The sequence below is a fragment of the Vibrio sp. Vb0598 genome (genome assembly GCF_033338935.1).
In the GTDB taxonomy this organism is placed as follows: domain Bacteria; phylum Pseudomonadota; class Gammaproteobacteria; order Enterobacterales; family Vibrionaceae; genus Vibrio; species Vibrio alginolyticus.
In genome coordinates this window covers 1-24,087 of record NZ_JAWOTP010000005.1, presented here as the reverse complement: position 1 = coordinate 24,087, position 24,087 = coordinate 1, and the positions used below count along the sequence as shown (strand labels likewise).

The window sequence follows — 24,087 nt, the reverse complement described above, 5'->3', positions numbered from 1 at the left end:
AAAAGCGCCTCTAACTGATGAGCTAGAGGCGCGATATTTTTCATCGTTATATCAGTAGCACTAAGCCTGTTTCGGTACTGCCACTTTATGGAACAAACGATACAACACTGGCACGACAATCAGTGTCAGGACTGTCGCAAAACCCAAACCAAACATAATCGTAACCGCCATTGGTTTGAAGAAAATATCTGGCAACAGTGGGATCATACCAAGGATCGTCGTGATAGCTGCCATACAAACGGGACGGACGCGACTCACCGCAGCATCAACGACCGCGTCATAAGCCTCTTTACCGGACTTCATTTCAATTTCAATTTGGTCAAGTAATACGATGCCATTTTTGAGCACCATTCCCGATAAGCTTAAGAAGCCGAGCAATGCCATAAAGCCAAACGGCGTGTTGAGTGCCAACAAACCGGTGGTGACACCAATTAACGCCAGCGGCACGGTAAGCCAAACAATGAGTGGTTCTTTGATAGAGTTAAATAGGAATACAGTGATCAAGAACATGAACAAGTACCCCATTGGCATGGTAGTAAACAGCGACTCTTGAGCATCACCAGAAGATTCGTATTCACCACCCCACTCTAGTGAATAGCCAGGAGGCATTTGAATCGCTTCGATTTGGGGCTGTAAACGTTTTTGCAACGTCGATGCGGTTTCTTCACCTAGAATATCAGGGTCTGCCATCACAGTGAGCATACGCTTACGGTTCTTACGCACAATAATAGGATCCTCCCAACGCATGTCGTAACCCATTGTGACTTGTTGAAGTGGAATAAACTCACTCTGTGCTGGACTCCATATTTTCATGCCTTCGATGTTACGAATATCAATGCGCTCATCTTCTGGTAAACGAGCCACGATAGGCATGAGCGTCGTGCCGTCTCGGTATAAGCCTATCGTCATTCCAGAGAATGACATGGACAAGAAATCATCGACGTCCGATTTGGTAATGCCATAGCGACGTGCCTGACTCTCGTTAAACTGAGGTTCAAGAACTTGGGTTCGTTCACGCCAATCATGCCTGATATTTGTTGCCTGAGGGTCGGCGTACATGATGTCCTTGACCTGAGCGGCTATCGTGCGAAGGGCGGTTGGATCTGAGCCAATAATGCGAGCTTCAATTTTTGCACCACCACCAGGGCCTAACTCAATCTGTTTGAGCTTGTAATTGATTTCTGGGTAGTTGGCTTTTAAATACTCTCGAAACTTCGCCATTAATGGTTTTAACGCTTCGTAATTTTCCATACGAGTGGTTATCTCACCATAAGCCGCATAACTTTTCTCTGGCGCGTACGTTAACATGAAGCGCTGTAAGCCTTTACCCGCGGTCGTCGTGATATGGTCAACATGCTCTTGCTTAGCTAACCAACTTTCTAACTCTTTAAGCGTTGTGTTAGTTGCTCGAATATCAGTTCCTTCTGGCATCCATACATCTAACTGAAAAATCGGCGTTGTCGAAGATGGGAAAAACGCTTGCTTCACAAAGGTGAACCCGTAAACACTTGCCGCTAATCCCGCAATCAGCACCACAACGGTAAACCAAGCACGACGCATACAAAACTGAAGAAACTTTTTATAAATAACGAAAATAACCCCGTTATATGGATCATTTTCTTCCCCTTCACCTTGTTTAATCTTCTGGCCTTTAAAGAAGATGTCAGCAAAGAATGGTGTCAACGAGATAGCGGTAAACCAGCTCAACATTAAAGAGATCAGCAGAACCGTAAATAAAGTGCCACAGTATTCGCCCGTCGAGTCTTCAGACAGTCCAATGGGCGCAAATGCAGTTACCGCAATCACAGTTGCCCCAAGTAATGGCCACTTGGTTTGGGTAACGATGTCAGTCGCCGCTTGGAGTCGAGTTCGCCCTTTTTGCGTACCAATCAAAATCCCCTCAACCACGACGATTGCATTGTCCACCAACATACCTAACGCGATAACCAAGGCACCTAATGAAATCCGCTGCAAATCTATCGCGAGATACTTCATGAAAATGAACGTACCTAACACCGTCAGCAGTAAAATTAAACCGATAAGCAGACCTGAACGTAGCCCCATAAAGAACAGAAGTACGATAATGACGATACCGACAGCTTGAGCCAAGCTGACAACAAAACCGCTAACCGATTTATCCACCTCTTTAGGCTGACTGTAAATTTCAGAGATTTCGATACCAACAGGTTGTTGGTACTTTAGCTCTGCAAGGCGATGATCAAACGCTTTTCCGACTTCAACGACGTTGACGCCTTCAGCAAAAGAAACACCCACGTTTAGTGCGAGGCTGCCGTTAAAATTAATAATATTATTCGGGACTTCTACATACCCGCGTTTTATTTCCGCCACATCTTTCAAGAAGATGAGCCCCTGAGCACCCGACTCAGTAATTAACAAATCACCCAGCTCCTCCACACTCTGGAACTCGCCAGTCGGCTGAATTCTGATGTACTCGTCACCAATTCTGATCGCTCCTGCGTCAGAAACCACGTTTTGCGTCGAAAGAAGATTAAACACGGTATCCGGAGCAAGACCTATACTGCTCAGCTTTTTCATCGATACTTCGATGAAAACTTGTTCTTGCTGTTGCCCGGATACCGAAACTTTACTCACACCATCAACCAGTTCGAGCTCTCGGCGTAAGTAATCGACGTAATCCAGTAGCTCTTTATAGCTATAACCGTCGCCAGTCACCGCTAACAAAATCCCGTAAACATCACCAAAATCATCGATCACTTGAGGTTCATTCACACCTGGAGGCAACGTCCCTTTAAGGTCGTTCACTTTACGGCGCAACTCATCCCAAATTTGTGGTAGATCATCAGGGCCATAATTGTTCTTCATCGTGACCGTGATTTGAGATAATCCCCGGCTAGAAATCGAATTGACTTCATCAACATAAGTAAGCTGCTGAATCGCTTTTTCGATTGGGTACGTCACTTCTTCTTCGACTTGTTGCGGTGTTGCACCAGGGTAAGAGGTCACTACCATCGCATCTTTAATAGTAAAAGCAGGGTCCTCAAGACGCCCTAAACCAAAGAATGCGGCGATACCACCAATCAAAAATATCAGTGCGAACATCCAACTGATGACGCGATTTCGGATGAAGTACGCAGCAATACCGGTCACATCATCATCACTTTGAGGCGCTGATTTATTAAGATCGCTCATAGACCGGCCTCCTGCGTAGCCATTTCCTGTATCACTTCCACTTTCATGCCATCCCTTAATCGAGAAACACCGGCAATCACAACTTTGTCTTTGAGCATGAGACCATCAAGGATTTGAATGGACGTTTTAGATGCCTTACCTGCTCGCACCTGTTTGCGCGATACCGTATTGTCGTCATTCAGTACCCAAACAAATTTGTTTTCGCGCCCCAGCTCGTCACCATCCGCATTAAAAATGGCTTCGATAGGGACATTAATTCCTAGGTTGAGATCAAGCCCAACATTCTCGTCTTTAGACGTTACTTCAACAGCCATCCCATCTAGGATGTACTCTTCTTCCGGCATAGGAAGCGACAGTGTGACAGTAAACGTACCTGTTGTTGGGTCGGGTTCGGTTGTAAATTCTTTTACCGTCGCGTTATATTCGTTACCACTGGGCACGCGCACTAATGCTTTGATCGCGGTAAGCCTTTCTTCCGTTGGCGGTTGGTTCACATAGAGGCGGTCAGGAAGCTGAATCAACACTTCGACTCGCTCCAAGCTGTGAATATTAACGATATGCTGTCCGACTTGAACATTTTCGAATTGGTCGATATTAACTCGCGAAATAATCCCATCCACGGGCGCTTTTAAGGCAGTAAATGATAGACGAAGTTTGGCTAACTGAAGCTCAGCTAAGGCGATTTGTCGTTGTGCTGCAATTTCATCAAACTGAGACTTAGCTAATAGGCCTTTATCGACCAAAGGGCGTGAGCGGCGATACTGACTGTCGACAACAGAAAAACGCGCACTCGCATTATCTACATCCAACTCATAGTCAGTGGGATCTAGTGTTGCAATAACATCACCCTTCGTGACTTTGTCGCCCTCTTTTACCATGATGCTGCTGACTTCTCCTGCCACTCTGAAGCTCAAATGAGAGCGATCCGCTGCATTCGCAACCGCAGGGAAGTACAAGTTGTCATCCACCTTGCTTCCCGCTAATGACGTAACTCTAACTCGTGGCGTTTCGAGCTCTTTTTCTGGCGCTTTATCCCCACAGCCAACGAGAAAAAGCGTTGAAAGTAAAGTCGTTAGAGAGATGATTCCTTTCATATTACAACCCTCTTTCCTTAATCCACGCTCTTACCTTAATTCCGGGTTCAATTACACTGACACCCGAGATAATGATTTGGTCGCCATCGTTAAGCCCAGCTAACACTTGATTTTTGTCATTCATCTCAATTGCGGCTTTGGACACAATGCCTTGCTCATCGACACGCCAAACGTATGTTTTGCCGTTCTCTTCTAGCAACGCGGAGTTAGGAATCTTTGTCGCTCCTGCACTTTTGGACAGGAGGTAAGCATTGCCAGACATTCCCGGCAAAAGGCCTATTTCTGCTGGTCGCTCCATGACCATCGTGACTTTGTAACTGCCCGTTTTAGGGTCGGCTTCTGTATCGATTTCCTGAAAGGTTAAGTCAAAGGCTCGCTCGGGGAACGCATCAAATATCATTCTGGCAGAGACATCGCTCCCCTGCGTGTAACGATTTAGAAGATAGTCTGGGATTTGGAATATCACTTTGAGGAGTTGGTTGGACTGAATATTCATCACCCCTTCTTTCGCGGCAACATATTCATGGTTTTCTGCTGGAATGTACGAAATGGTTCCATCATATGGCGCGACAAGTTTGGTATACCTTAAGTTTGCCTTTGCTTGATTCCATTGAGCTTTTGCCGAGTTGTGATTCGCTTTTGCCTCATCAAAATCTTGCTCAGATACTACTTGGTCTTTACGTAGCTTTTGGTATCGCTTGTATTGCACATCTGCGAGCAAAAAATTTGCCCGAGCTTGCTGTTCGAGCAGAGAATATTCATCTGGGTTTAATGACGCCAAAACATCACCTTTACTGACGACTTGACCTTCATTCACTTCTATCGTTTGAAGAAGCCCAGGAACTCGAAATGTCAGTACTGCTCTATCGCCAGCTTCCGTCGTGGCAGGAAAATGTCGCTCAAACTGGGCATTGCCAACAGATACTGTAAATAGCTTCGCAGGGCGCGATTCAGGTTCAGGAACAGGAGGAAGTTCTTTACCGCACCCCGACAAGACAGCCGAGATGGCAATAGGAATGAGCAATTTTCTCATTACATTCATCCATAAAAATTGGGGGATTATTTTTAAAGTAGATGAATTTTGAACGAACTTCCAGAGCAGAAAAGATTAATAGTGCTTTAAAATTAGTAATTTGTGATAAAAAAGCAGGCTTTATGCCTGCTTCAGTTAAATCTTCTTTGGATACAAAATGCCTAAAGCTTACTGAATTCTCTGTTCACCCTATATGTATCAGACGTAACATAAGCTTCCATGTTACGAATTTTGCCATCAAGACGGTCAAAATCCCTTTCCAACACACTGAGCAGTTGATCAGGGCTTTGCCCTTTCTGCCAAGGCTTACTTTTGAGCGTATGCTCTTGCTGCGCTCTGATATTTTCAGAATACGTTACTGGTTGCTTTTCTAACATAAACGCCATCGCGACGTACGCTAACAATACCAAAAACGTACCACCTAACAGCGCTGCAGAAATCACTACAATACGAATCAACCAAACTTCTGCACCAAAGTAGTTGGCAATACCGGCGCAAACACCGGAGATTTTGCCATTTACTGGATCACGATACAGTTCTCGATTATTCATACTTGCGTCTCCATGTTGGTGACTCAGCATCCAAGATGCGCTCCAATGTATCAACTCGGGACTGCATCGCTTCTGCTTTTTCAGATAGTACCTGAAGGCGCTCTAAATCCTGGCTCGACAGTGCACTATCTGTTTTGCGTTTGCTGCGATAGTGTAAGAAGAGCCATAGTGGAGCGACAAAGATTAAAAAGACAATCACTGGTCCTGCTATAAAAAATGCCGACATAAATGGCTCCTTTCTTATTTATCTTTCGATGACATCTGTTCTTTCAGTTTTGCCAACTCTTTTTCAATTTCGTCTTGTGCCTGCAACTCTGCAAACTCTTGTTCTAGCGATTTAGCATTACCAGTTTGAGCATACAGGTCTGCTTCCGCTTCCATTTCATCCACTTTACGTGAGTACTGCTCAAATTTCGCCATCGCTTCATTAGTACGGCTAGTATGCAGGTGTTTTTGCACATCACGACGGTTAGATGCAGTTTGGTTACGAATTGCTAGAGCTTGCTGTTTGGCGCGCGTTTCAGCAATTTTGCTTTCCAACTTACCAATCTCGCCAGTAAGCTTATCGATCGTTTCTTCCACTAAGGTTTGCTCAGTGTGGAGGCCTTTAATCACTTGCTCTAGCTTTTGCTTTTCAATTAACGCTGCACGAGCTAGATCTTCACGCTCTTTAACTAATGCTAAGCTCGCTTTTTGGCCCCATTCGCCAATTTGCTCTTCTAACGTTTCAACCTTACGAGCCAACTCTTTCTTGTCTGCAATCGCTTTAGCCGAGTTAGTACGCACTTCAACAAGTGTGTCTTCCATTTCTTGAATGATAAGACGGATCATTTTTTCAGGATCTTCCGCCTTGTCCAGTAATGCACTGATGTTTGAGTTAACGATATCTGCAAATCGAGAAAAAATACCCATAACGGAACTCCTCTTTTTTCCTATTAAAACTCGACAAGGTGGTGATTAACCTTGTGTCTCCCTGAATATATAACAAGTAACGTGCCAACTTATAATTTTCTTTTAAATCAGATTGTTATTCATTTTGTTGTCGTTACACACTATTGTGCTATGATGTTTTTCACCAACTGTTGGTGAAATTTACCAACTCTATCCCTGAATCATGGCTCGGCTGTTAAATAAGAAGGATTTTATGAAGCAAAACCTGATTGGTGAATCACCTGCTTTTCTCGCTGTACTAGATAAAGTATCACAACTTGCACCCATTGAGCGCCCAGTCCTCATCATTGGTGAACGAGGTACGGGTAAAGAACTCATCGCTCAGCGTTTGCATTATTTATCAAGACGTTGGGATAAACCACTACTATCACTCAACTGTGCGACATTAAGCGAAGGGCTAATAGATTCCGAATTGTTTGGACATGAATCCGGCTCCTTCACGGGCTCTAAAGGTAAGCATAAAGGGCGTTTCGAGCGCGCCGAGGGCGGTACTTTGTTTCTTGACGAACTGGCAACCGCACCACTTTTAGTTCAAGAAAAGCTATTACGCGTCATCGAATATGGTGAATATGAACGAGTTGGCGGTCATACCGCTCTCAATGCGGATGTTCGACTTGTTTGTGCAACCAATGCCGACCTACCAAAGTTGGCAGAGCAAGGTGATTTTCGTGCAGATCTGCTCGACAGGCTAGCCTTCGATGTCATTATGTTACCCCCTCTTCGCGAGCGCAAAGAAGACATTCTCTCTTTAGCAGAGCACTACGCGATGAAAATGTGTCGTGAACTGCAACTGGAATACTTTGTCGGTTTTACCCCAAAAGCGCAGCAGTCGCTTATTGAATATGAATGGCCCGGTAACGTCCGCGAACTAAAAAACGTGATTGAACGTGCAATTTACCAACATGGTCTGAATGCTCACCCAATTGATGAACTGGTTTTCAATCCTTTTGAAACGGTTTGGCACAGCGCGCTTGGCCATAGTGCAAAACAAGCAGAACAACAAGAAGAGGAAGCATCAAGCAACACCATCCAATTCCCTCTAGACTATAAACAATGGCAAGAGGAACAAGATATCCATTTACTCAATCGTGCATTGGAAGAAGCCAAGTTTAATCAACGACAAGCAGCCGAGCTACTTGGCTTGAGCTATCACCAATTACGAGGGATGGTTAGAAAATATGGTTTGGTCGGACAAAGCTAACTTGACCGAGAGTACTCAATCAATACACGAGCTCGTGACTGCGCTCTAATTCGCATGCATTTATGGCATAACACCTTACAGTGTATGGATTTTATGTTTGGAGCGAGTTCACAAAGGTGATAAATTAGCGAGATCATTTTCGCTTGTTAGCTTTGAAAGAGTAAGATCAAACGAAACGAGCAAGATCCAATGAACATTTCATATTATGAATGCTTTTATAAGATTATCGCTGAGCCTTATTGGGATTAGCCTACTGACCGCTTGTGGCGATGAAATTGACCACAATGATATTCGCAAAGCTGGCTTTGTGTTTTGCGGACAGGGTAAGCCGACCACGTTTAACCCTCAGCTTATTGATAGCGGTATTACCGCAGAGGCTCTGAGCCCGCAGCTGTACGATACGCTGCTCACGCTCGATCCTAAATCACATCAGCCCGTGGCAAGCATCGCCGAGAGTTGGTCAGTAAATGAATCAGGGACGGAATACACGTTTAAGCTTAAACGTGGTGTTAAATTCCAAACCACGCCTTGGTTCACACCCACTCGCCCATTGAATGCAAAAGATGTGGTATTTAGCTTCAAGCGAATCATCGATGTAGACCATCCTTTTCACCAAGTAGGTGGTGGTTTTTATCCATGGTTTGCAGGGTTAGATTTTCAAAACCTACTCCAAGACGTGGTTGCAATAGATGAGCATACGGTAAGGTTTACGTTATCTCAGCCAAACTTTTCTTTCTTGGCCAATATTGCCACCAGCCATGCGGTTATCTTGTCTGCGGAGTATGGACAGCAATTGGCTGCAAAAGATCATAAAGAAGAAATCGACCAACTTCCTATCGGTACCGGCCCTTATCAATTAAAAGAGTACCAAGTGAACGATTTGATTCGATTAGAGCGTCATTCTAATTACTGGAAGTCACCAGCAAAAATGGAACAAGTGGTGTTCGATATCTCTCACAGAGGCACGGGTACATTAGCTAAACTTTTAAGAAACGAGTGTGACGTACTCTCTTCACCTATTTCGAGCCAAATACCTGTCATTCAAGAAAATGACAACCTTGAGCTGACGGCTACACCAGCTAACAACGTTTCCTTTATTGCGATAAACACAGAAACCACCGCGCTGAGTGATGCTCGAGTTCGCCAAGCTCTTAACTTAGCGATCAACCGTCAAAATATTTTAGATTCGGTTTACTACGGAACTGGCTCCCAAGCTTATACCTTGCTACCACCTAATTCATGGGCTTATCAAAAAGACAGCGTAAAAATTCGTTATGACCGGAATTATGCATTGGCACTACTTCGAGATGCAGGCTACGAAGACGGCCTAGAATTGACCATGTGGGTACCACTTGAACCACGTGCTTTTAACCCAAGCCCTCGTAAGACTGCGGAGTTAATCCAAGCGAATTTTGCCGATATTGGGGTTAAATTAACGCTACTGACCGATGATAGGTTTGAACGTGTGGATTTGGAGAACATCAACGATATCGATTTACTTTTAACAGGTTGGATTGGTGATACCGGGGATCCTGACAACTTTTTCCGCCCTTTATTATCTTGCGAGTCTGACCGCGTTGGCCTTAACGTGTCCATGTGGTGTAACGATGACTTCGATTTCTTGCTCGATTTGGCGTTAGAAACTCAAGAACCGCGTTACCGTTTGAACCTATATCGCCAAGCACAGAACATTTTGAATCAAGAGTTCCCGGTTATTCCTCTGGCGCATGGCGTGCAGTTCCGTGTGCACGACAAATCGCTGACAGGCTTCAAATCAAGCCCTTTCAATGCCCAACCGTTTGATAGAGTTGAGAGAATTCACTGATGTTTTGGTATACCGTTCGACGCTTTAACCTATTTATCATCACTTTGATGATCCTTACATTAGTGGGTTTTTCTCTGCTTCGCCTTGACCCTCTCTCGCACTGGGCAAACGTTGATTTTTGGTCTGGTTGGCAAACTTACTTAATCAACCTTTCTCAGCTTGATTTTGGCATAAGTAAAAACGGCAACGCGATTTATGACGAGCTCGCCGTTGTATTCCCAGCCACTTTGGAACTGTGCTTTTTTGCCTTTTTGGTGTCCCTTTTGATCGGTATTCCACTTGGAACCGTGGCTGGGATGAAGCAAGGTAAATGGCTCGATACCAGCATTTCATTCATGTCGATGTCTGGTTATTCCGCCCCAATTTTTTGGGTGGCTCTGTTACTTATCATGGTTTTTTCATTAGAGTACCAACTCTTTCCCGTGGCAGGACGATATGACCTGCTTTACGAAATTGATCATGTAACCGGATTTGCCATTATCGACGCATTCATGGCGAAAGGTGAATACCGCGCTCACGCACTGCAAAGCGTCATTGAGCATATGGTGCTGCCATGTTTGGTGCTTGCTTTGGCTCCAACCACCCAGGTTGTCGGACTAATGCGCTCCTCGGTAGCGGAAGTGATGAGCCAAAACTACATCCGTGCAGCGAGAATCAAAGGTCTTTCTAACCGCGAAATCGTAACTCAACATGTATTGCGGAATGCGATACCGCCTATCATTCCCAAAGTTGGTGTTCAACTTTCGAGTATGATTACCTTAGCTATCATCACGGAGTCTATTTTTAACTGGCCAGGTATTGGTCGTTGGCTTTTAGATGCGCTAGCAAGCCAAGACTATGCATCTATCCAAGCTGGCGTGATGGTACTTGCGACTTTGGTTCTTACCGCTAACATACTCTCGGATTTGATTGGCGCGATGATTAACCCTTTAGTTCGAAAGGAATGGTATGCTAACAAATAACGTTTATCAGGAAGAACGCATTCCAACTCAGTTTGAGCGATTTTGGCGAAGCTACCGTGCCAACGGACTAGCCATGTTTGGCTTGTGGTGCTTGGTGTTTATCGTCCTTATTACCATTTTTGCCCCCCTACTTGCACCATTTGACGCCCAAGCACAGTCAGGTGAGTTGCTTGTGCCGCCATCATGGGCCCCAGCAGGGACGGTTGATTACTTTTTGGGGACCGATGACTTAGGTAGAGATATTCTTTCACGCCTGATTATGGGCTCTCAGCTAACATTTGGCGCTGCTGTCGCCATCACCGCAATTGCTGCCGTTGTAGGCTGTTTAATTGGCGTATTGGCAGGTATGACGAAAGGCTTACTGTCGAGTACTCTCAACCACTTGCTCGATACCGTCATGTCGATCCCGTCGCTCTTATTAGCAATCATTTTTGTGGCATTTCTCGGCTTTGGTGGGTTCAATATTTTACTCGCAATCTGCTTAGCTTTGATTCCGCGTTTTATTCGCTCTGTTTATATCGCAGTCCACACCGAAGTTGAAAAAGACTACATAATGGCAGCACGCCTTGATGGCGCTAATGATTTCTACTTACTGTGGAGTTCAATTCTTCCTAACATTCTGACGGTCATTGCCGCTGAAATCACACTCGCGCTGTCTGCTGCGATTTTAGATATTACGGCACTGGGTTTTCTTGGCCTAGGCGCACAGGCCCCAAGCACCGAGTGGGGAGCAATATTAGGTGACTCTGTCGAGCTTATTTATATTGCACCTTGGACAGTGACCCTACCCGGCCTGACCATCATGTTTACTGTTATTACCCTAAACTTAGTAGGTGAAGGTGTACGTCAAGCGCTTAATGCGGGGATCGAATAATGCCGTTGTTAGATATTCGACATTTGACCATTGAGATCGAAACACCTCAAGGGTTGGTCAAAGCCGTTGACCGAATGAGCCTAACTTTGAACGAAGGCGAAATTCGTGGTCTTGTAGGTGAGTCTGGTTCAGGGAAAAGCTTAGTTGCAAAAGCGATTGTCGGGGTAAGTAAAGATAACTGGCGCATCACCGCAGACCGTATGCGCCTTGGCAATATTGACTTGCTTCAGCTTACACCAAAAGAGCGTCGGCGCGTCATTGCCCGTGATATTGCGATGATCTTCCAAGAGCCATCAACCTGTCTTGATCCTTCAGAAGAAGTGGGACGTCAATTGATCGAGTCCATCCCATCTCGCGCGTTTGAAGGGAAATGGTGGGAGCGATTTAAATGGCGTAAAAAACAAGCCATCGCGCTTCTGCATAAAGTAGGCATTAAAGATCACAAGCGTTTAATGGGTAGCTACCCTTATGAACTGACTGATGGTGAGTGCCAAAAAGTCATGATTGCCATGGCGATAGCGACCAAACCAAAGTTGCTGATCGCAGATGAACCAACGAACGACTTAGACCCGATTACCCAATCGCAAATATTGCGTCTGTTGAGCCGCATGAACCAACTTAATAACACAACCATTTTGCTTATCGGCCACGACTTAGCGACCATAACACAGTGGGCAGGACGTATTACGGTAATGTATTGTGGTCAGTCGGTGGAGTCTGCCGATACCAGTAAAATCATTGCGGCACCCAAGCACCCGTACACCGATGCCTTGCTTAAAGCGATGCCTGACTTTAATGATTGGGTACCACACAAGCAAAAACTCCAATCCCTACCGGGCTCGATTCCGCCATTGCAGCATCTGCCTATCGGTTGTCGCCTCGGACCACGTTGCCCATATGCGCAGAAACAATGTGTAGAAATTCCACACACCAGACGAATTAAGAATCATAAATTTAACTGCCACTTTCCATTGAACACGGAGAAAAAGTCATGAGTGCGTTACTTGAAGTCGATAGTTTATCGAAGCAATTTGTTACGCGCTCCCGTCTGTTCAAACGTCAGGTTAATGAGGCAGTTAAACCGGTAAGCTTTACTTTAGAGCCAGGACAAACTATTGGTTTTATTGGTCAAAACGGGTCAGGAAAATCCACACTAGCTCGTATGCTTGCTGGCGTTGTTGAACCAAGCTCCGGAGAGATCCGTGTGAATGGCGAACGATTGGAGCACAAAGATTACGCGACACGCTGCAAGCTCATCCGCATGATTTTCCAAGATCCAAACACATCGTTAAACCCACGTATCCAGATTGGTCGTATTTTAGAAGGTCCGCTAAAGCGAAATACCAACATGCCGCCAGATGCGCGCATGCAGCGTGTAAAGAACACCTTGCTCCGCGTAGGATTGCTGCCTGAGCACGCCTATTTTTATCCACAAATGCTAGCTGCCGGTCAAAAACAGCGCGTATGTTTGGCTCGTGCACTTATTCTTCAACCTTCCATCATTGTCGCTGATGAGGCGTTAAACGGTTTGGATATGGCAATGCGCTCGCAGATCATTAACTTATTCCTCGAGTTGCAAGAAGAGATGGGATTGTCATTTGTGTACGTGTCTCAGCATATTGGCATTGTTAAGCATATTACTGATAAAGTGATGGTGATGCATGAAGGTGAAGTGGTCGAGTTTGGCGAGACCAACCAAGTACTGACTCATCCCGAGCATCCTATTACTCAACGATTAGTCGAAAGCCACTTTTATAAAGCGCCAAGCCATCAAACAAAATAGCTTATCAAAGATGTAATCGTGCAAATGTAAAGAAGCCTGCTTTAACGCAGGCTTCTTTATTGCATGGGTACTAATCAAAAAACTAACGGCGGCTCGCTTGTTTGCGCAGTTCAAAATCAAACTCGTCAGGAAACAATACGACCCCTTCTTCATTTTGATTTGGGAATACAACAATCGATAGCTCGTCATCCTCTAGACCAGAGGTCCAACGGCTGTGCCACTTGTTTAGAGAGATCGCTTCTGGCTCGCAATCTTCCCAATCACCATTCGCCCATTGCAAAGCGAACTCTTCGTTTGGCCATACTGGTACACAATCATCATCTTCTGTATTTAACATGACACAGCCATGTTCGTCTTTCAGAATCCAAACCTTACGATTCGCCACAATCTCTTTTACGCAGTACTTTAAACGTTGCTCTTCGTTGTAGCGATTAATGGTATCCATCTGCTCTTGGGTCAGTTGCTCAGACATATTCGTCTCCTATTTCCCATAGAAAAATGCCCGCAGCTAGGCGGGCATTTAAAGTATATGCTAGAAAATTAAGCTAGCTCAGTTTGAAGCCAAGGCCAACCTTGCTTCTTACGACTTAGCGTGTTTTCCATCATTAGCATGCCGTCTTTTTCGTGCTTAACAAGCTTCTCAGCCCACTCACCTTTGTATAGAAGACGAGTTTGAGCAGTCGTGATGTCTGTTAGCATTACAGCAGCGAACGCTAGGTTATCTTTCTCACAACGAGATTCTAGGTCTGCTTCTAGTGCTTCGATCATACCGTCAACTTGCTCAAGAGTTGCAAGTTCAACTTGACCAACCACTACGTCACGACCGTTGAATGGGTAACCTTTAAGGTCTTTCTCAACAAGCTCAGCCGCTGATAGACCTTCGATGTTTGTTTTAGCAATTAGAAGATCTTTAGTGAACGCGTCAACATCTTGTACGTCTGCGATTGCCGCTAGTTCAGCAACGGCATCTTTGTCTTTTTGTGTACAAGTTGGAGAAGCAAAACCTACTGTGTCAGATAGAATTGCTGACATCATTAGCTTAGCAATTTGTGGAGTAATCGCGTGACCTTCAATCTTGAACATGTTGAATAGAACAGTGTTGGTACAACCAACAGGCCAGATCCATGCTTCCATTGGGTTTACTGTCATCACGTCACCGAGACGGTGGTGGTCAACAATACCCGCAATTTCAGCTTCTGCGATATCGTCTGGTGCTTGTGCTAGATCTGAGTAATCTACTAGCCAAACGGTCTCACCCGCAACTGATGTGCGAAGCTCAGGAACTTCAGCGCCAGCAACTTCTAGGATGTGCTGAGTTTCACGGTTGATTTCGCCTTGGCGAATTGGCATAGCTTCAACGCCACGCGCTTTTAGAAGTTCAGTTGCAACGAGTGCACTACAAATACTGTCACTGTCTGGGTTCTTATGACCTACAACTAGAATCATGTTTCTTCCTATTCAAGTCAATTTTATACGCCGCCTAATACAGTTAATTAGGGCGTGTTTGCTCACAAAGGCCGATACTTTACCTGATTTCAAAGAGTTTGACACGAAGAAAAGTTCACAATGCTATTGCGAATAAATCTCATTTACATATAATGATAATTATTCCTATTTGCATTTGAGTAAACGATGAACGCGACCCAATTATTACACTCTGCACAACAGTTGTTTCAGCCTACTCAGTTTCGTTTAGCTTATAAGCGATTGCTGATCCCTATCGTCATGCTCATTTTGCTAGGCAATGAAAATACACGTGACGTTGCCGTACAGACGCTATCCGACTCATTCTGGGCGGTGTCATGCTATGTTGCTGCCACATTGGCTATTTATCATTATCTTTCAAACTTTATGTCGAAAACCAATCGAATTACCGAGCTATACCATCGCTCGCGTAATCATCAGGTTTTCTTTGCTTCTTTATTGGGCGCATTGCCTGGCTGTGGTGGCGCTATTGTTGTGACAACGCAATTTATTAGTGGCCGAGTGGGATTTGGTGCGATTGTCGCGGTACTTACTTCAACAATGGGTGACGCTGCCTTTTTACTTCTTGCCGCCAAGCCAAGTGTAGGATTAGGCGTGGTTGGATTAGGCATTATCGTGGGTACTCTTTCAGGACTGGTCGTTAATGCTTTTCATGCTGATAACTTTCTGCGACCAGAACCAAAAGAAGCACCTCAGACACATGCTTGTTGCCAACACCAGACAGACCGACACACACCTCTTGAACAACGTGCAATCAATCTACAAGGCGCATTTTGGAAATGGCTTATTGTGCCTGCTAGTGTCGTTGCTGTGTTAATGTCTTTCCAAATCGATATTAATCAGCTGTTGTCTTTGCAGACCAATACCATTGAATGGCTAGGCGCTATCTTCGCGGTGATCACAATGTCGTTGTGGGCGATGACAAAAGAGCTCGGCGATTATCAGTCAACAGTCTCTGAAGATGAAAAAATTGTGGACTCGCACCCAATTCAAAAAGCGGCTCAAGACACAAACTTCGTCAGTGCTTGGGTGATCGTGGCGTTTCTGGCGTTTGAACTGACGACCTATTTTTCTGGACTCGACCTTGTAGAAACCTTTTCTCATTGGGGAATTTGGATGCCATTAGCTGGCCTAGCCATTGGTATGTTGCCTGGTTGTGGACCGCAAATTTTAGTCACTAGCCTATACATTTCTGGTGCAGCGCCACTTTCTGCGCAACTGGCCAATGCGATTTCTAACGATGGTGACGCCCTATTCCCCGCTATTGCAATGGCACCGAAAGCTGCTTTGGTCGCGACTATTTACTCGTCCATTCCTGCGTTTATTGTTGGATACGGGTATTACTTTTTATTCGAGTTCTAACGCTCAGGGCATCAAACGAGAAAGGAGCCGCAATAGGCTCCTTTCTTGTTCTTAGTATTGGGCGATTTACTTCACGTTATGCTGTAACGATCGCTTTCGCATTGAGCCCTTTATCCACGCTCACCATTAACAACTGGCAAGGTTCTTGGTTTAGCTTTTCCCCTGTCCAGTAATCATACCAGTCCACCGGTTGATCAGACGTCAGCGTAAATTCCATCGCTCCGTAACTCGCATAATTAAACAAACAATGGAGGTCATTCTTCGTCGTTAGTTTTAAAAACGCGTGATTTAAACTCAAAGCGGTAAACTTTGCAGATTGTTGGTTACGTTGTTGACGTAACATGAGCTTAGACAGTGTCTTCTTAGCAAACGGCGTAATCTCAGGGAGCGGGTCACCAGACAGCAGCAAACCACCACTCGCTAATAACACCGTGCGATGAAATTCATACTCTTCTCTGGATGCGGCTTGGTTAGCTAGTGAAGTGAATGTCGCGCAATCCGGGTCAATTTGCCACAGTTTTCGGTGCTGCCAACTACGGTAAAAGGTTTCTCTGGCTATCTGCTCGAATCGATGACTATGACGCTCTACATCGTCAGAAACACGCATTGCATCCACAAGCCCCAGAGATGGCCACATTGGCGCGTTGCAACCTAAAAGCCACGCATCACCAGCGCCTTTGGCAATCGCTTCCATTCCTAAGCGATACGCCTCAACGCCTGTAATACCTGATTGTTTACGAACACCTTTTAAGGTGCCCCAATAGTTCGCGTCTAGCTTGAACAACTCAACGCCCCACTCTTGTCTCATGACAGAGACTACATGCGTCAGATGGTCTTGCACTTCTGGGTTTGAGGTATCGAGTATGTACCAAGGCGTGCATCGCCAACCACCATATGTGACATCTTCTGCTTTAAGTAAGCCACCATCCTTGTGGCGAACAAACCAATCTGGATGCTGTTTGAAGATCTCCGACTCAGGTTGAGCAATAAAGGGCGCCATCCAAATCGCCGGCTTTTTGCCTTTTGCACGGATGTTATGAATGAGCTCTTTTACGCCACCAGAAAACTTATCTGATGGGGTTAACCAATCGCCCATAAAGGCTTGATAGCCATCATCCAGAAGTACCCACTCTAGGTCTTCGAGCTTATCTTGCATGCAATCTACGTTCTGCATGATGTTTTGCTCTGTCACGTCTGCGTAGTACGCGTACCACGAACACCAACCAACAGGCGCATCTTGTGTCACACCTTGGCGAACAGGATGATGCTCTGCAATCATCTCGCCATAGGTTTGATAAAGCTCGGACAGTGATTGACCGCAGAGTACCGCCACGGACTCAAGTTGATTACTTTCCCAATCCGCCACTTGAGTCAACTCACCATCAATTGCGGCTGATAAAACCCAATGCCCATCACGCAGCACAACATCAAAATAGCCTGCAAAGCGATGACATGATGTGAAGCCAAATAATGTGTAGCCCGCTGAACCTTCCACCACTAAATAGTTGTAATAACGCTTAGGGGCATCTTTAGGGTAGATTCGATAAGAAGGATTATTGTCTGGGCAGCGACCAATATCAACGGGGTGATTGATCGTTCCCGCCGTTTGCGCCAACATTTGAAAACCATCCCCAATTACGTTGGCCTCGTGCTCGTACAAAAACGGCATTTCGAGCAACACTTCACGGTCGGTAAAGGTTTTATTGTGGAGACCAGCAAAAGAAAAATGTAATTGATTACCCTCGACTTCAACTTGGAAGTCATTGTTATTCACAGTGATCTCAGTGTGATTTGCTAATTGAATGCTCTGAGCCATAAAGGGTCTACTCACTTAATTATTATTGTTTAGCTTGGCGCATTATCTCCTGCTTGTCTCACCCAATTCGTTACCATCATCACGAATACCAGTCTCGTTTAACGTTATGAAGTTACTATTGAGACAACGCTCACTGAAATTTTGATAAAAAAATACCAGCCCTGAGGCTGGTATTTCGATTTATGCAAACTGCACTAATTAAGCAACTTCGATCGGACCACCAAATGAAGTGACTGGCGGCACTTTACCTGTGAACTTCTCGAAGTCTACGATACATGTGTTCGCAGAAGTCGCCTGTGCAAGCTCAGAAGAACCGATGTCTTGCGTTAGCGTGTTAGGATCACCGTAGGTACAGATTGCGCCTTCTTTCTCGTTTAGAGGACCGTACCATGCACCTTCTTCGATACGAATAACGCCACGTGGGTAGCTGTCAGTCAAAACAGCACCGGCTAACAGCTGACCACGACCGTTGAATACACGTACCAAATCACCATCTTTGATACCTTTTGCTTTGGCATCCGCTGGGTTGATGTAAACAGGCTCACGACCTTGCACCGCGTATGTCGCGCGGAACTCTTCAGACTCACACATTTGAGAGTGCAGACGCTTGTCTGGGTGACAAGACTGCAACCAGAATGGGTATTTGTCTGAACCAGGGCCACCGTGTGAACGCTCTGATTTTTCGAACCACATTGGGTGCTCTTGACAGTGTTCGTAACCGTAACGGCCGATCTTACGAGACGTGATCTCGATGAAGCCAGACGGCGTACCTAGTGGATTCAGCTCAGGGTCTTTACGGAAGTCCGCATGACGAACCCAAGGTTTACCTTCACCGAAGTCTAGTACGCTCTTCTCCCAGAACTCGTTGAATTCTGGCATTTCGAACTTACCTTCGTTCGCTTTTTTACAATCGTTGTAAAGGCTTTCGATCCATTCCATCTCGCTCATACCACGAGTGTATTCTTCGCGGCGACCAAAACGCTGAGTTAGTTCACTCATGATTTGGAAGTCAGGCTTAGATTGGAACAATGGATCAACGAGGCGATGCATTGCAATCAGACCTTTGTTCGAGTATGAACCGTATACGTCGATGTCGTTACGTTCCCATTGCGTACACGCCGGTAGAACGATATCTGAGAAACGACATGTCGCAGTCCAAGCAAACTCGATCGTTACAACCGTTTGAAGTTTGCGGAACGCTTTCTTCATGCGGTTACGATCTTGATGGTGGTGCCATGGGTTACAACCCGAGATAACCATCATCTTGAAGTCTGGCAGTTTCACTTTACCGCCGTTGTAGTTGATCTCTTTGCCAGGTTCTAGCAGACAGTCGATCCAACGTGCAACTGGGATAGTACGACTGTAGCCGTTAAAGTCGTTGTTGTCCCACTTCGGTTTCATACCTTGGTCAAGGTTACGAGGGAAACCACCAGGGCCCGCGAAACCAGTAGAAGGCACACCGATACTTGAGTAGTGGTGACCGTAAGAGATACCACCGCCAGGTAGACCGATTTGACCAACCATTGCAGCAACCACAGCCGCTGCCCAGTATGGCTGCTCACCGTGCTCTTGACGCTGGATACACCAACCCATCAGGATCTGTGTACGACCGCTGACTAGCATGCGTGCGAATTCACGGATCTTGTCCGCTTTCACGCCACAAATCGCTGCTGCCCATTCAGGCGTCTTCTCTACTTTGTCTTTTGTCTTACCTTGAACGTATTGAATGAACTCTTCAAAGCCGAGACAGTAAGTATCAATGAACTTCTTATCGTACAGGTTTTCGTTGTACAACACGTGTGCCACAGCGAGCATGAACGCTACGTCTGTCAGCGGGTTGATGTACAAGTGATCGTTCTCTAAGTAGCGCTGAGTTTTGTTCTTCACTGGGTCTACAGATAGAACGTTGATCTCACCTTTCGCCACTTTTTCTTTTAGTTGTGCAAGGTACTTAAACGACTCATGCGTTTCACAGTTCCAACCTACTTGAAGGTTTTTCACTGGGTCGTTAGCCCAAAGAACGATGTTGTCAGAGTTTTCTAGGATCTCAGACCAAGACGTACCTTGTGCATAAACTTCGGTTGAGCCTAGCACGTACGGCATAATGGTTTGACCTGCACCCGTCGAGTAGTCACCTACTTTAGTGATGAAGTTGCCATGCATACCTACTGCACGTTGCATGTGCGCAGTACAGTTGTTAAATGAACCCGTTTGGTTCCAACCTGTTTGACCTGCATGCAGCGCCCATGGGCCGTAGTCTTTTTGAATACGTTCTAGTTCGCGATAAAACAAATCTAGCGCTTCATCCCAAGTTACTCGGATGAAACGGTTGTTACCGCGAGTATCTGCGCTGTATTTATGTTTCTTCAACCAATCTAGACGAACCATTGGGTAACGAACACGTGAAGGGCTGTAGATAATACCCTTGATACCGTTCAACATTTCTGTTGGGTTTTTGTCTAGCTCTAGCGGCTTGATCTCTTGAACTTTACCCGCGTAGATGTGGGCGCGAAACGCGCCCCAGTGAGAACCGGTTACTTTCCAAGTACCTGTCGTCTCAACGGCATTTGCAGAGGCGGACGCCAATAAGCTAGGACCAATTACTGACGCTGCACTTGTGGTTGCTACACCTTTAAGAAAACTTCTTCGTGTAATAGCCATTTAAAATTACTCCAATCCGACGCTTATTAGTGGTGACCTTCAGCATAATCTGAAGAGTGTTTCTGTAGATACTTCAAGATCAGTGCTTCACTGTCTGTATCTAGGTTAACGAACGCCAACATACCGTCGAACATACCTGGCCAGGTGTTCGCGTCGAAGTGCGCTTCCGCAGGTTGAGTGTGACATACAGAACAATTGGTCTTGTAGGCTTCACGAGATTTTTCCCAAACAGGATTGATGTCGTTCAGCATAGACTCTTTCTTAATCCATACTTTCGCCGCTACTTTTTCCCAAGGAAGGCCTGTTAACTCATCCACTTTTTTCTCACCAGTCGTCACAATGTTGTTGTCTGTTGCTGCTTCTTTCATCAGAGACGCAGTCGCAATGTTCTTACCGAAGTCTTCTTGAATTACACGACCAAAACCTTTTGCTTTGCGCCAACCGTCAATTTCGATCTCAACAAACTCGCCTTTGTCTTCAAGAACTTTAACGGTCGATGCAGGATTAAGAAGACCAGCTTCTTTACTGCCTTGCGCATCAAAGTAAATTGGTAGGTGACGAACGCTCACGAGTTGCTGACCAACGCCGTAATCAGTGTTAGAAGTCATACCCTCTAGATCACCCACGATACCGCCAATGCTGTCCATGCCTGCTGGTAGGTTGTGCGCAATACCCTTGTGACAGTCAACACAGCTTTGATCTTTCTCAGCGGCTTGCTTCATTTGGATACGAGCCGTAGGAGACATTTGCTCGAAATCCATCGATTCGTAGTTGTGACAGTTTTTACACTCCAGAGATTTGTTTGCCGAGAAACGATCCCATTCGTGTTTAGCAAGTTCGATACGACGCTCTTCGAACACCCCCGGTTCGTCGTAGTTGCCAAATACTTGTGCAAATACTTCTTTAGAAGCTTGCATCTTACGAGCGATCTTATCTGTCCAGTTATGTGGAACGTGACAATCAGGGCAGGTAGCACGAACACCAGAGTGGTTTTTCCAGTGCACCGTTTCTTGTAGCTCAACGTACACGTTGTCACGCATTGTGTGACAACTAATACAGAATTCTTCTGTGTTGGTTGCTTCTAGAGCGGTGTTAAAGCCACCCCAAAAGATAACACCAGCAATAAAGCCGCCCATAGTCAGCACACCTAGGCTGATATGTACAGCTGGGCGCGTCATGGTACGCCACAGTTTAATGATTAATGATTTCATTATTTGCTCTCTTAAAATCTTTTCAAAAGTGTGGTTATGAGCTCACTGGCTTACATGCCGTGCGCGCCTGGAGGCCCAAAGAAGAAGACTTGCAACATCCAAACGATGAACCCGTAGCCGCCGACAAAGGCCACACTCAGAATTGGGAAGAGAACAACTGCAATGAAGAGGAACGACTTCCACTCCAGGGAGCGTTTTTCACCACTCTCAATTTTATTAACATCACTCATACATTTGCCTATTTTGTATCTAGTGTTATTGAAAAGCCCGCGTAACCAAGCTTAAGTTTTTTACAATCTCTAATGGAAAATGTTAGACCATACTAATAGTAGGGTTCAATCAAATAAGCGACCTCAGACCTTGTAATTCAACACTTTTTTGAGCTCATCCAGAGATATGATGGATTGATGTTATTTATTAAAAAACATGAACAGATGTGACAAAATAAGTCTTTTAAGTAGTTGTTAAATAACCAACATTTAAGAAACATCGATCACATTTAAATCGTAATTACCATGCCATAAATCGACTTAAAAACTCGGAAAAAGATAACCACTTGTAAACAGAATGCTGCGTATTAATGTCTAAAATAGCACTCAAGGTTTACTTTAAGAACAGCAAAAAGTGCACGTAGTGGTTCATATAAAGGAGAGGCTTAGATACAATTATTCGCGTACTTTCAAGGAGCGATTATGGATAACGTGGTGGATATAAGCTGGGTCAAACTGGCACTGTTTGGTTTGATTTTATTGGTCCCCTTTTTTATCAATGCCCGCTACAAATTAGGGATAGCAAAAGACACCATAATCAGTGTTATCCGAATGACACTTCAGCTCATATTGATTGGCGTGTATTTAGAATATCTTTTTCAATTAAACAGTTTACTTGTCAATATACTTTGGCTTGCCATCATGCTACTGATTGGTGCCAGCTCAATTGCGGGAAAAGCTCAGTTACCTAAAAAGCCACTTATGCTTCCGCTACTAACGGGCCTTACCTGTGGTCTAATACCACTTCTGATTGCAATTACAGCAGGCCTAGTGCAACCATCCCCTATTTACAATGCGCAGTACATGATCCCACTTGCTGGTATGTTATTGGGTAACAGCTTGAGTAGTAATATCATCGCTCTTCAGAATTTGTTTACGGCTTTTGAGCAGAGACAAGCAGAATATGAGGCTGCAATCTCACTTGGAGCCTCTCCTCGCTACGCATCCTTCCCCTTCATTCAGGAGGCTCTTAGAAAGTCCCTTGCCCCGACTTTAGCTTCTATGGCCACTACAGGGCTGGTTACCTTACCGGGTATGATGACCGGTCAAATTCTAGGTGGCGCGAGCCCGATGGTTGCGATTAAATACCAGTTAGTAATTATGCTGGCTATTTTCGTTATGTTGAGTGCCTCCGTAACCATAACGTTAGAAATGACATTGCGCTGGGTACAAACCAAAGAAGGCCGAATCAAGATAAAAATCGAGCAACCCGAATCGACCAAAACTCACGGTTAGTTGGCGCTTGTGGGTAAAGCCCGTTAAACAACTTATGTTGCCAAGTCGAACGTACTTATAACTGAATAACTCAACTATTCTTCGAGCACTCATCAAGACGCTTTCAGATGAAAAGTCAGGCAGAATTCTTTTTGATATAAGCCTCTAATTTTATGAAATTTTCTTTGCAAGTTTAGATACGCACGACCTTTGGTACAGGTTATCCACAGAAAATGTGGATAAGCCCCCAAAACCCATACGCAACCAGAAACATAGCAACATAAGTGATCAATCGAATCGTCATGCATTGATCACGTGACTGACATGTTCTAATTTTAAAGTAAAGGCAGTGACCACAAACTTGGAGAGACGTACATGGATGTCTTAATGATCAAAGAAAATTACGATGAACTCCTGTCCGATGCACCTCTGGATTGGCTCGTTCAAGAACCAAAGGAAGTAACTTCTCATTGGCTCCCAACCGATTTTGGCATCAACGAAGAGTTGATTTAGCATGACTCGACTTATTTGACATTTGCAGAGACAAGTAAATTACCACCTTCTAAAGAAGGTGGCTTTGTGTGAGCCCCCTAAAAGGGGGCCTTTGTTTAGTCCAGCGCCAA

At 45.1% G+C, this 24,087-nt stretch carries 21 protein-coding genes; 9 read left to right on the top strand and 12 right to left on the bottom strand.

The features are described 5' to 3' along the window. Nucleotides 1-60 precede the first annotated feature (60 nt). The 6 genes from vmeI to pspA form a co-directional block, all read right to left on the bottom strand. On the bottom strand, nt 61-3,171 hold the full coding sequence (gene vmeI / locus R7Q38_RS07085) for an efflux RND transporter permease subunit (RefSeq protein ID WP_213907832.1): 3,111 nt from the start codon (nt 3,169-3,171) through the stop codon (nt 61-63). Then, nucleotides 3,168-4,265, bottom strand: coding sequence for an efflux RND transporter periplasmic adaptor subunit (locus R7Q38_RS07080; RefSeq protein ID WP_170897155.1), 1,098 nt, complete (start codon nt 4,263-4,265; stop codon nt 3,168-3,170). The genes vmeI and R7Q38_RS07080 overlap by 4 nt, the downstream gene beginning before the upstream one ends. A gap of 1 nt (nt 4,266) precedes the next feature. Beyond that, nucleotides 4,267-5,298 carry an efflux RND transporter periplasmic adaptor subunit gene (locus tag R7Q38_RS07075; protein ID WP_005378114.1) on the bottom strand — a complete coding sequence of 344 codons (1,032 nt, stop codon included), beginning with the start codon at nt 5,296-5,298 and terminating at the stop codon, nt 4,267-4,269. Between the two features lie 161 nt (nt 5,299-5,459). Next, a complete protein-coding gene (gene pspC / locus R7Q38_RS07070; protein WP_017634673.1) occupies nt 5,460-5,849 on the bottom strand; it encodes an envelope stress response membrane protein PspC in 390 nt (129 codons plus the stop codon). Beyond that, nucleotides 5,842-6,075 carry an envelope stress response membrane protein PspB gene (gene pspB / locus R7Q38_RS07065; RefSeq protein WP_005378117.1) on the bottom strand — a complete coding sequence of 78 codons (234 nt, stop codon included), beginning with the start codon at nt 6,073-6,075 and terminating at the stop codon, nt 5,842-5,844. Before pspB ends, pspC begins: the two co-directional genes overlap by 8 nt. 14 nt (nt 6,076-6,089) lie before the next feature. Continuing rightward, nucleotides 6,090-6,761: a phage shock protein PspA gene (pspA, locus tag R7Q38_RS07060; protein WP_005378119.1), complete on the bottom strand. Its 672-nt coding sequence runs from the start codon at nt 6,759-6,761 to the stop codon at nt 6,090-6,092. Nucleotides 6,762-6,993: 232 nt separating this feature from the next. Between pspA and pspF the strand changes: the two genes are divergently transcribed. From pspF to R7Q38_RS07030, 6 genes are all read left to right on the top strand, one after another. Then, a complete protein-coding gene (pspF, locus tag R7Q38_RS07055; protein WP_017820869.1) occupies nt 6,994-8,001 on the top strand; it encodes a phage shock protein operon transcriptional activator in 1,008 nt (335 codons plus the stop codon). 205 nt (nt 8,002-8,206) lie between these two features. After that, entirely contained in the window at nt 8,207-9,826 is a 1,620-nt protein-coding gene (gene sapA / locus R7Q38_RS07050; RefSeq protein WP_017820870.1) for an ABC transporter substrate-binding protein SapA, read from the top strand. Further along, complete coding sequence (locus R7Q38_RS07045; protein ID WP_005378122.1) at nt 9,826-10,788, top strand: ABC transporter permease; 963 nt, start codon at nt 9,826-9,828, stop codon at nt 10,786-10,788. Before sapA ends, R7Q38_RS07045 begins: the two co-directional genes overlap by 1 nt. Continuing rightward, complete coding sequence (locus R7Q38_RS07040; RefSeq protein ID WP_005378123.1) at nt 10,775-11,662, top strand: ABC transporter permease subunit; 888 nt, start codon at nt 10,775-10,777, stop codon at nt 11,660-11,662. The genes R7Q38_RS07045 and R7Q38_RS07040 overlap by 14 nt, the downstream gene beginning before the upstream one ends. Further along, nucleotides 11,662-12,657, top strand: a complete 996-nt coding sequence (locus tag R7Q38_RS07035) for an oligopeptide/dipeptide ABC transporter ATP-binding protein (protein ID WP_005378126.1) — start codon at nt 11,662-11,664, stop codon at nt 12,655-12,657. The genes R7Q38_RS07040 and R7Q38_RS07035 overlap by 1 nt, the downstream gene beginning before the upstream one ends. Then, a complete protein-coding gene (locus R7Q38_RS07030) occupies nt 12,654-13,445 on the top strand; it encodes an ATP-binding cassette domain-containing protein (RefSeq protein ID WP_239938343.1) in 792 nt (263 codons plus the stop codon). The genes R7Q38_RS07035 and R7Q38_RS07030 overlap by 4 nt, the downstream gene beginning before the upstream one ends. 82 nt (nt 13,446-13,527) lie before the next feature. Here the strand turns inward: R7Q38_RS07030 and R7Q38_RS07025 are convergent, their stop codons facing one another. Together R7Q38_RS07025 and R7Q38_RS07020 are read right to left on the bottom strand one after the other, a co-directional pair. Next, complete coding sequence (locus R7Q38_RS07025) at nt 13,528-13,917, bottom strand: DUF2750 domain-containing protein (protein WP_005378129.1); 390 nt, start codon at nt 13,915-13,917, stop codon at nt 13,528-13,530. Nucleotides 13,918-13,985: 68 nt separating this feature from the next. After that, nucleotides 13,986-14,891 (bottom strand): manganese-dependent inorganic pyrophosphatase, encoded by a 906-nt coding sequence (locus R7Q38_RS07020; protein WP_017634678.1) that lies wholly within the window; start codon nt 14,889-14,891, stop codon nt 13,986-13,988. A 186-nt stretch (nt 14,892-15,077) separates the two neighbouring features. Between R7Q38_RS07020 and R7Q38_RS07015 the strand changes: the two genes are divergently transcribed. Beyond that, nucleotides 15,078-16,292, top strand: a complete 1,215-nt coding sequence (locus R7Q38_RS07015; RefSeq protein ID WP_171344588.1) for a putative manganese transporter — start codon at nt 15,078-15,080, stop codon at nt 16,290-16,292. A gap of 76 nt (nt 16,293-16,368) precedes the next feature. Here the strand turns inward: R7Q38_RS07015 and R7Q38_RS07010 are convergent, their stop codons facing one another. From R7Q38_RS07010 to torE, 4 genes are all read right to left on the bottom strand, one after another. Next, complete coding sequence (locus R7Q38_RS07010; RefSeq protein WP_318114172.1) at nt 16,369-18,108, bottom strand: glycoside hydrolase family 36 protein; 1,740 nt, start codon at nt 18,106-18,108, stop codon at nt 16,369-16,371. Nucleotides 18,109-18,306: 198 nt separating this feature from the next. Then, nucleotides 18,307-20,769 carry a trimethylamine-N-oxide reductase TorA gene (torA, locus tag R7Q38_RS07005; RefSeq protein ID WP_005378138.1) on the bottom strand — a complete coding sequence of 821 codons (2,463 nt, stop codon included), beginning with the start codon at nt 20,767-20,769 and terminating at the stop codon, nt 18,307-18,309. Nucleotides 20,770-20,795: 26 nt separating this feature from the next. Further along, on the bottom strand, nt 20,796-21,980 hold the full coding sequence (gene torC, locus R7Q38_RS07000) for a pentaheme c-type cytochrome TorC (RefSeq protein WP_213966532.1): 1,185 nt from the start codon (nt 21,978-21,980) through the stop codon (nt 20,796-20,798). A 50-nt stretch (nt 21,981-22,030) separates the two neighbouring features. Further along, a complete protein-coding gene (gene torE, locus R7Q38_RS06995; protein ID WP_005378141.1) occupies nt 22,031-22,210 on the bottom strand; it encodes a trimethylamine N-oxide reductase system protein TorE in 180 nt (59 codons plus the stop codon). Between the two features lie 462 nt (nt 22,211-22,672). Between torE and R7Q38_RS06990 the strand changes: the two genes are divergently transcribed. Next, nucleotides 22,673-23,485 (top strand): ABC transporter permease, encoded by an 813-nt coding sequence (locus R7Q38_RS06990; protein ID WP_213966531.1) that lies wholly within the window; start codon nt 22,673-22,675, stop codon nt 23,483-23,485. A 366-nt stretch (nt 23,486-23,851) separates the two neighbouring features. Next, nucleotides 23,852-23,977 carry a hypothetical protein gene (locus tag R7Q38_RS06985; RefSeq protein WP_254903806.1) on the top strand — a complete coding sequence of 42 codons (126 nt, stop codon included), beginning with the start codon at nt 23,852-23,854 and terminating at the stop codon, nt 23,975-23,977. Nucleotides 23,978-24,087 lie beyond the last annotated feature (110 nt).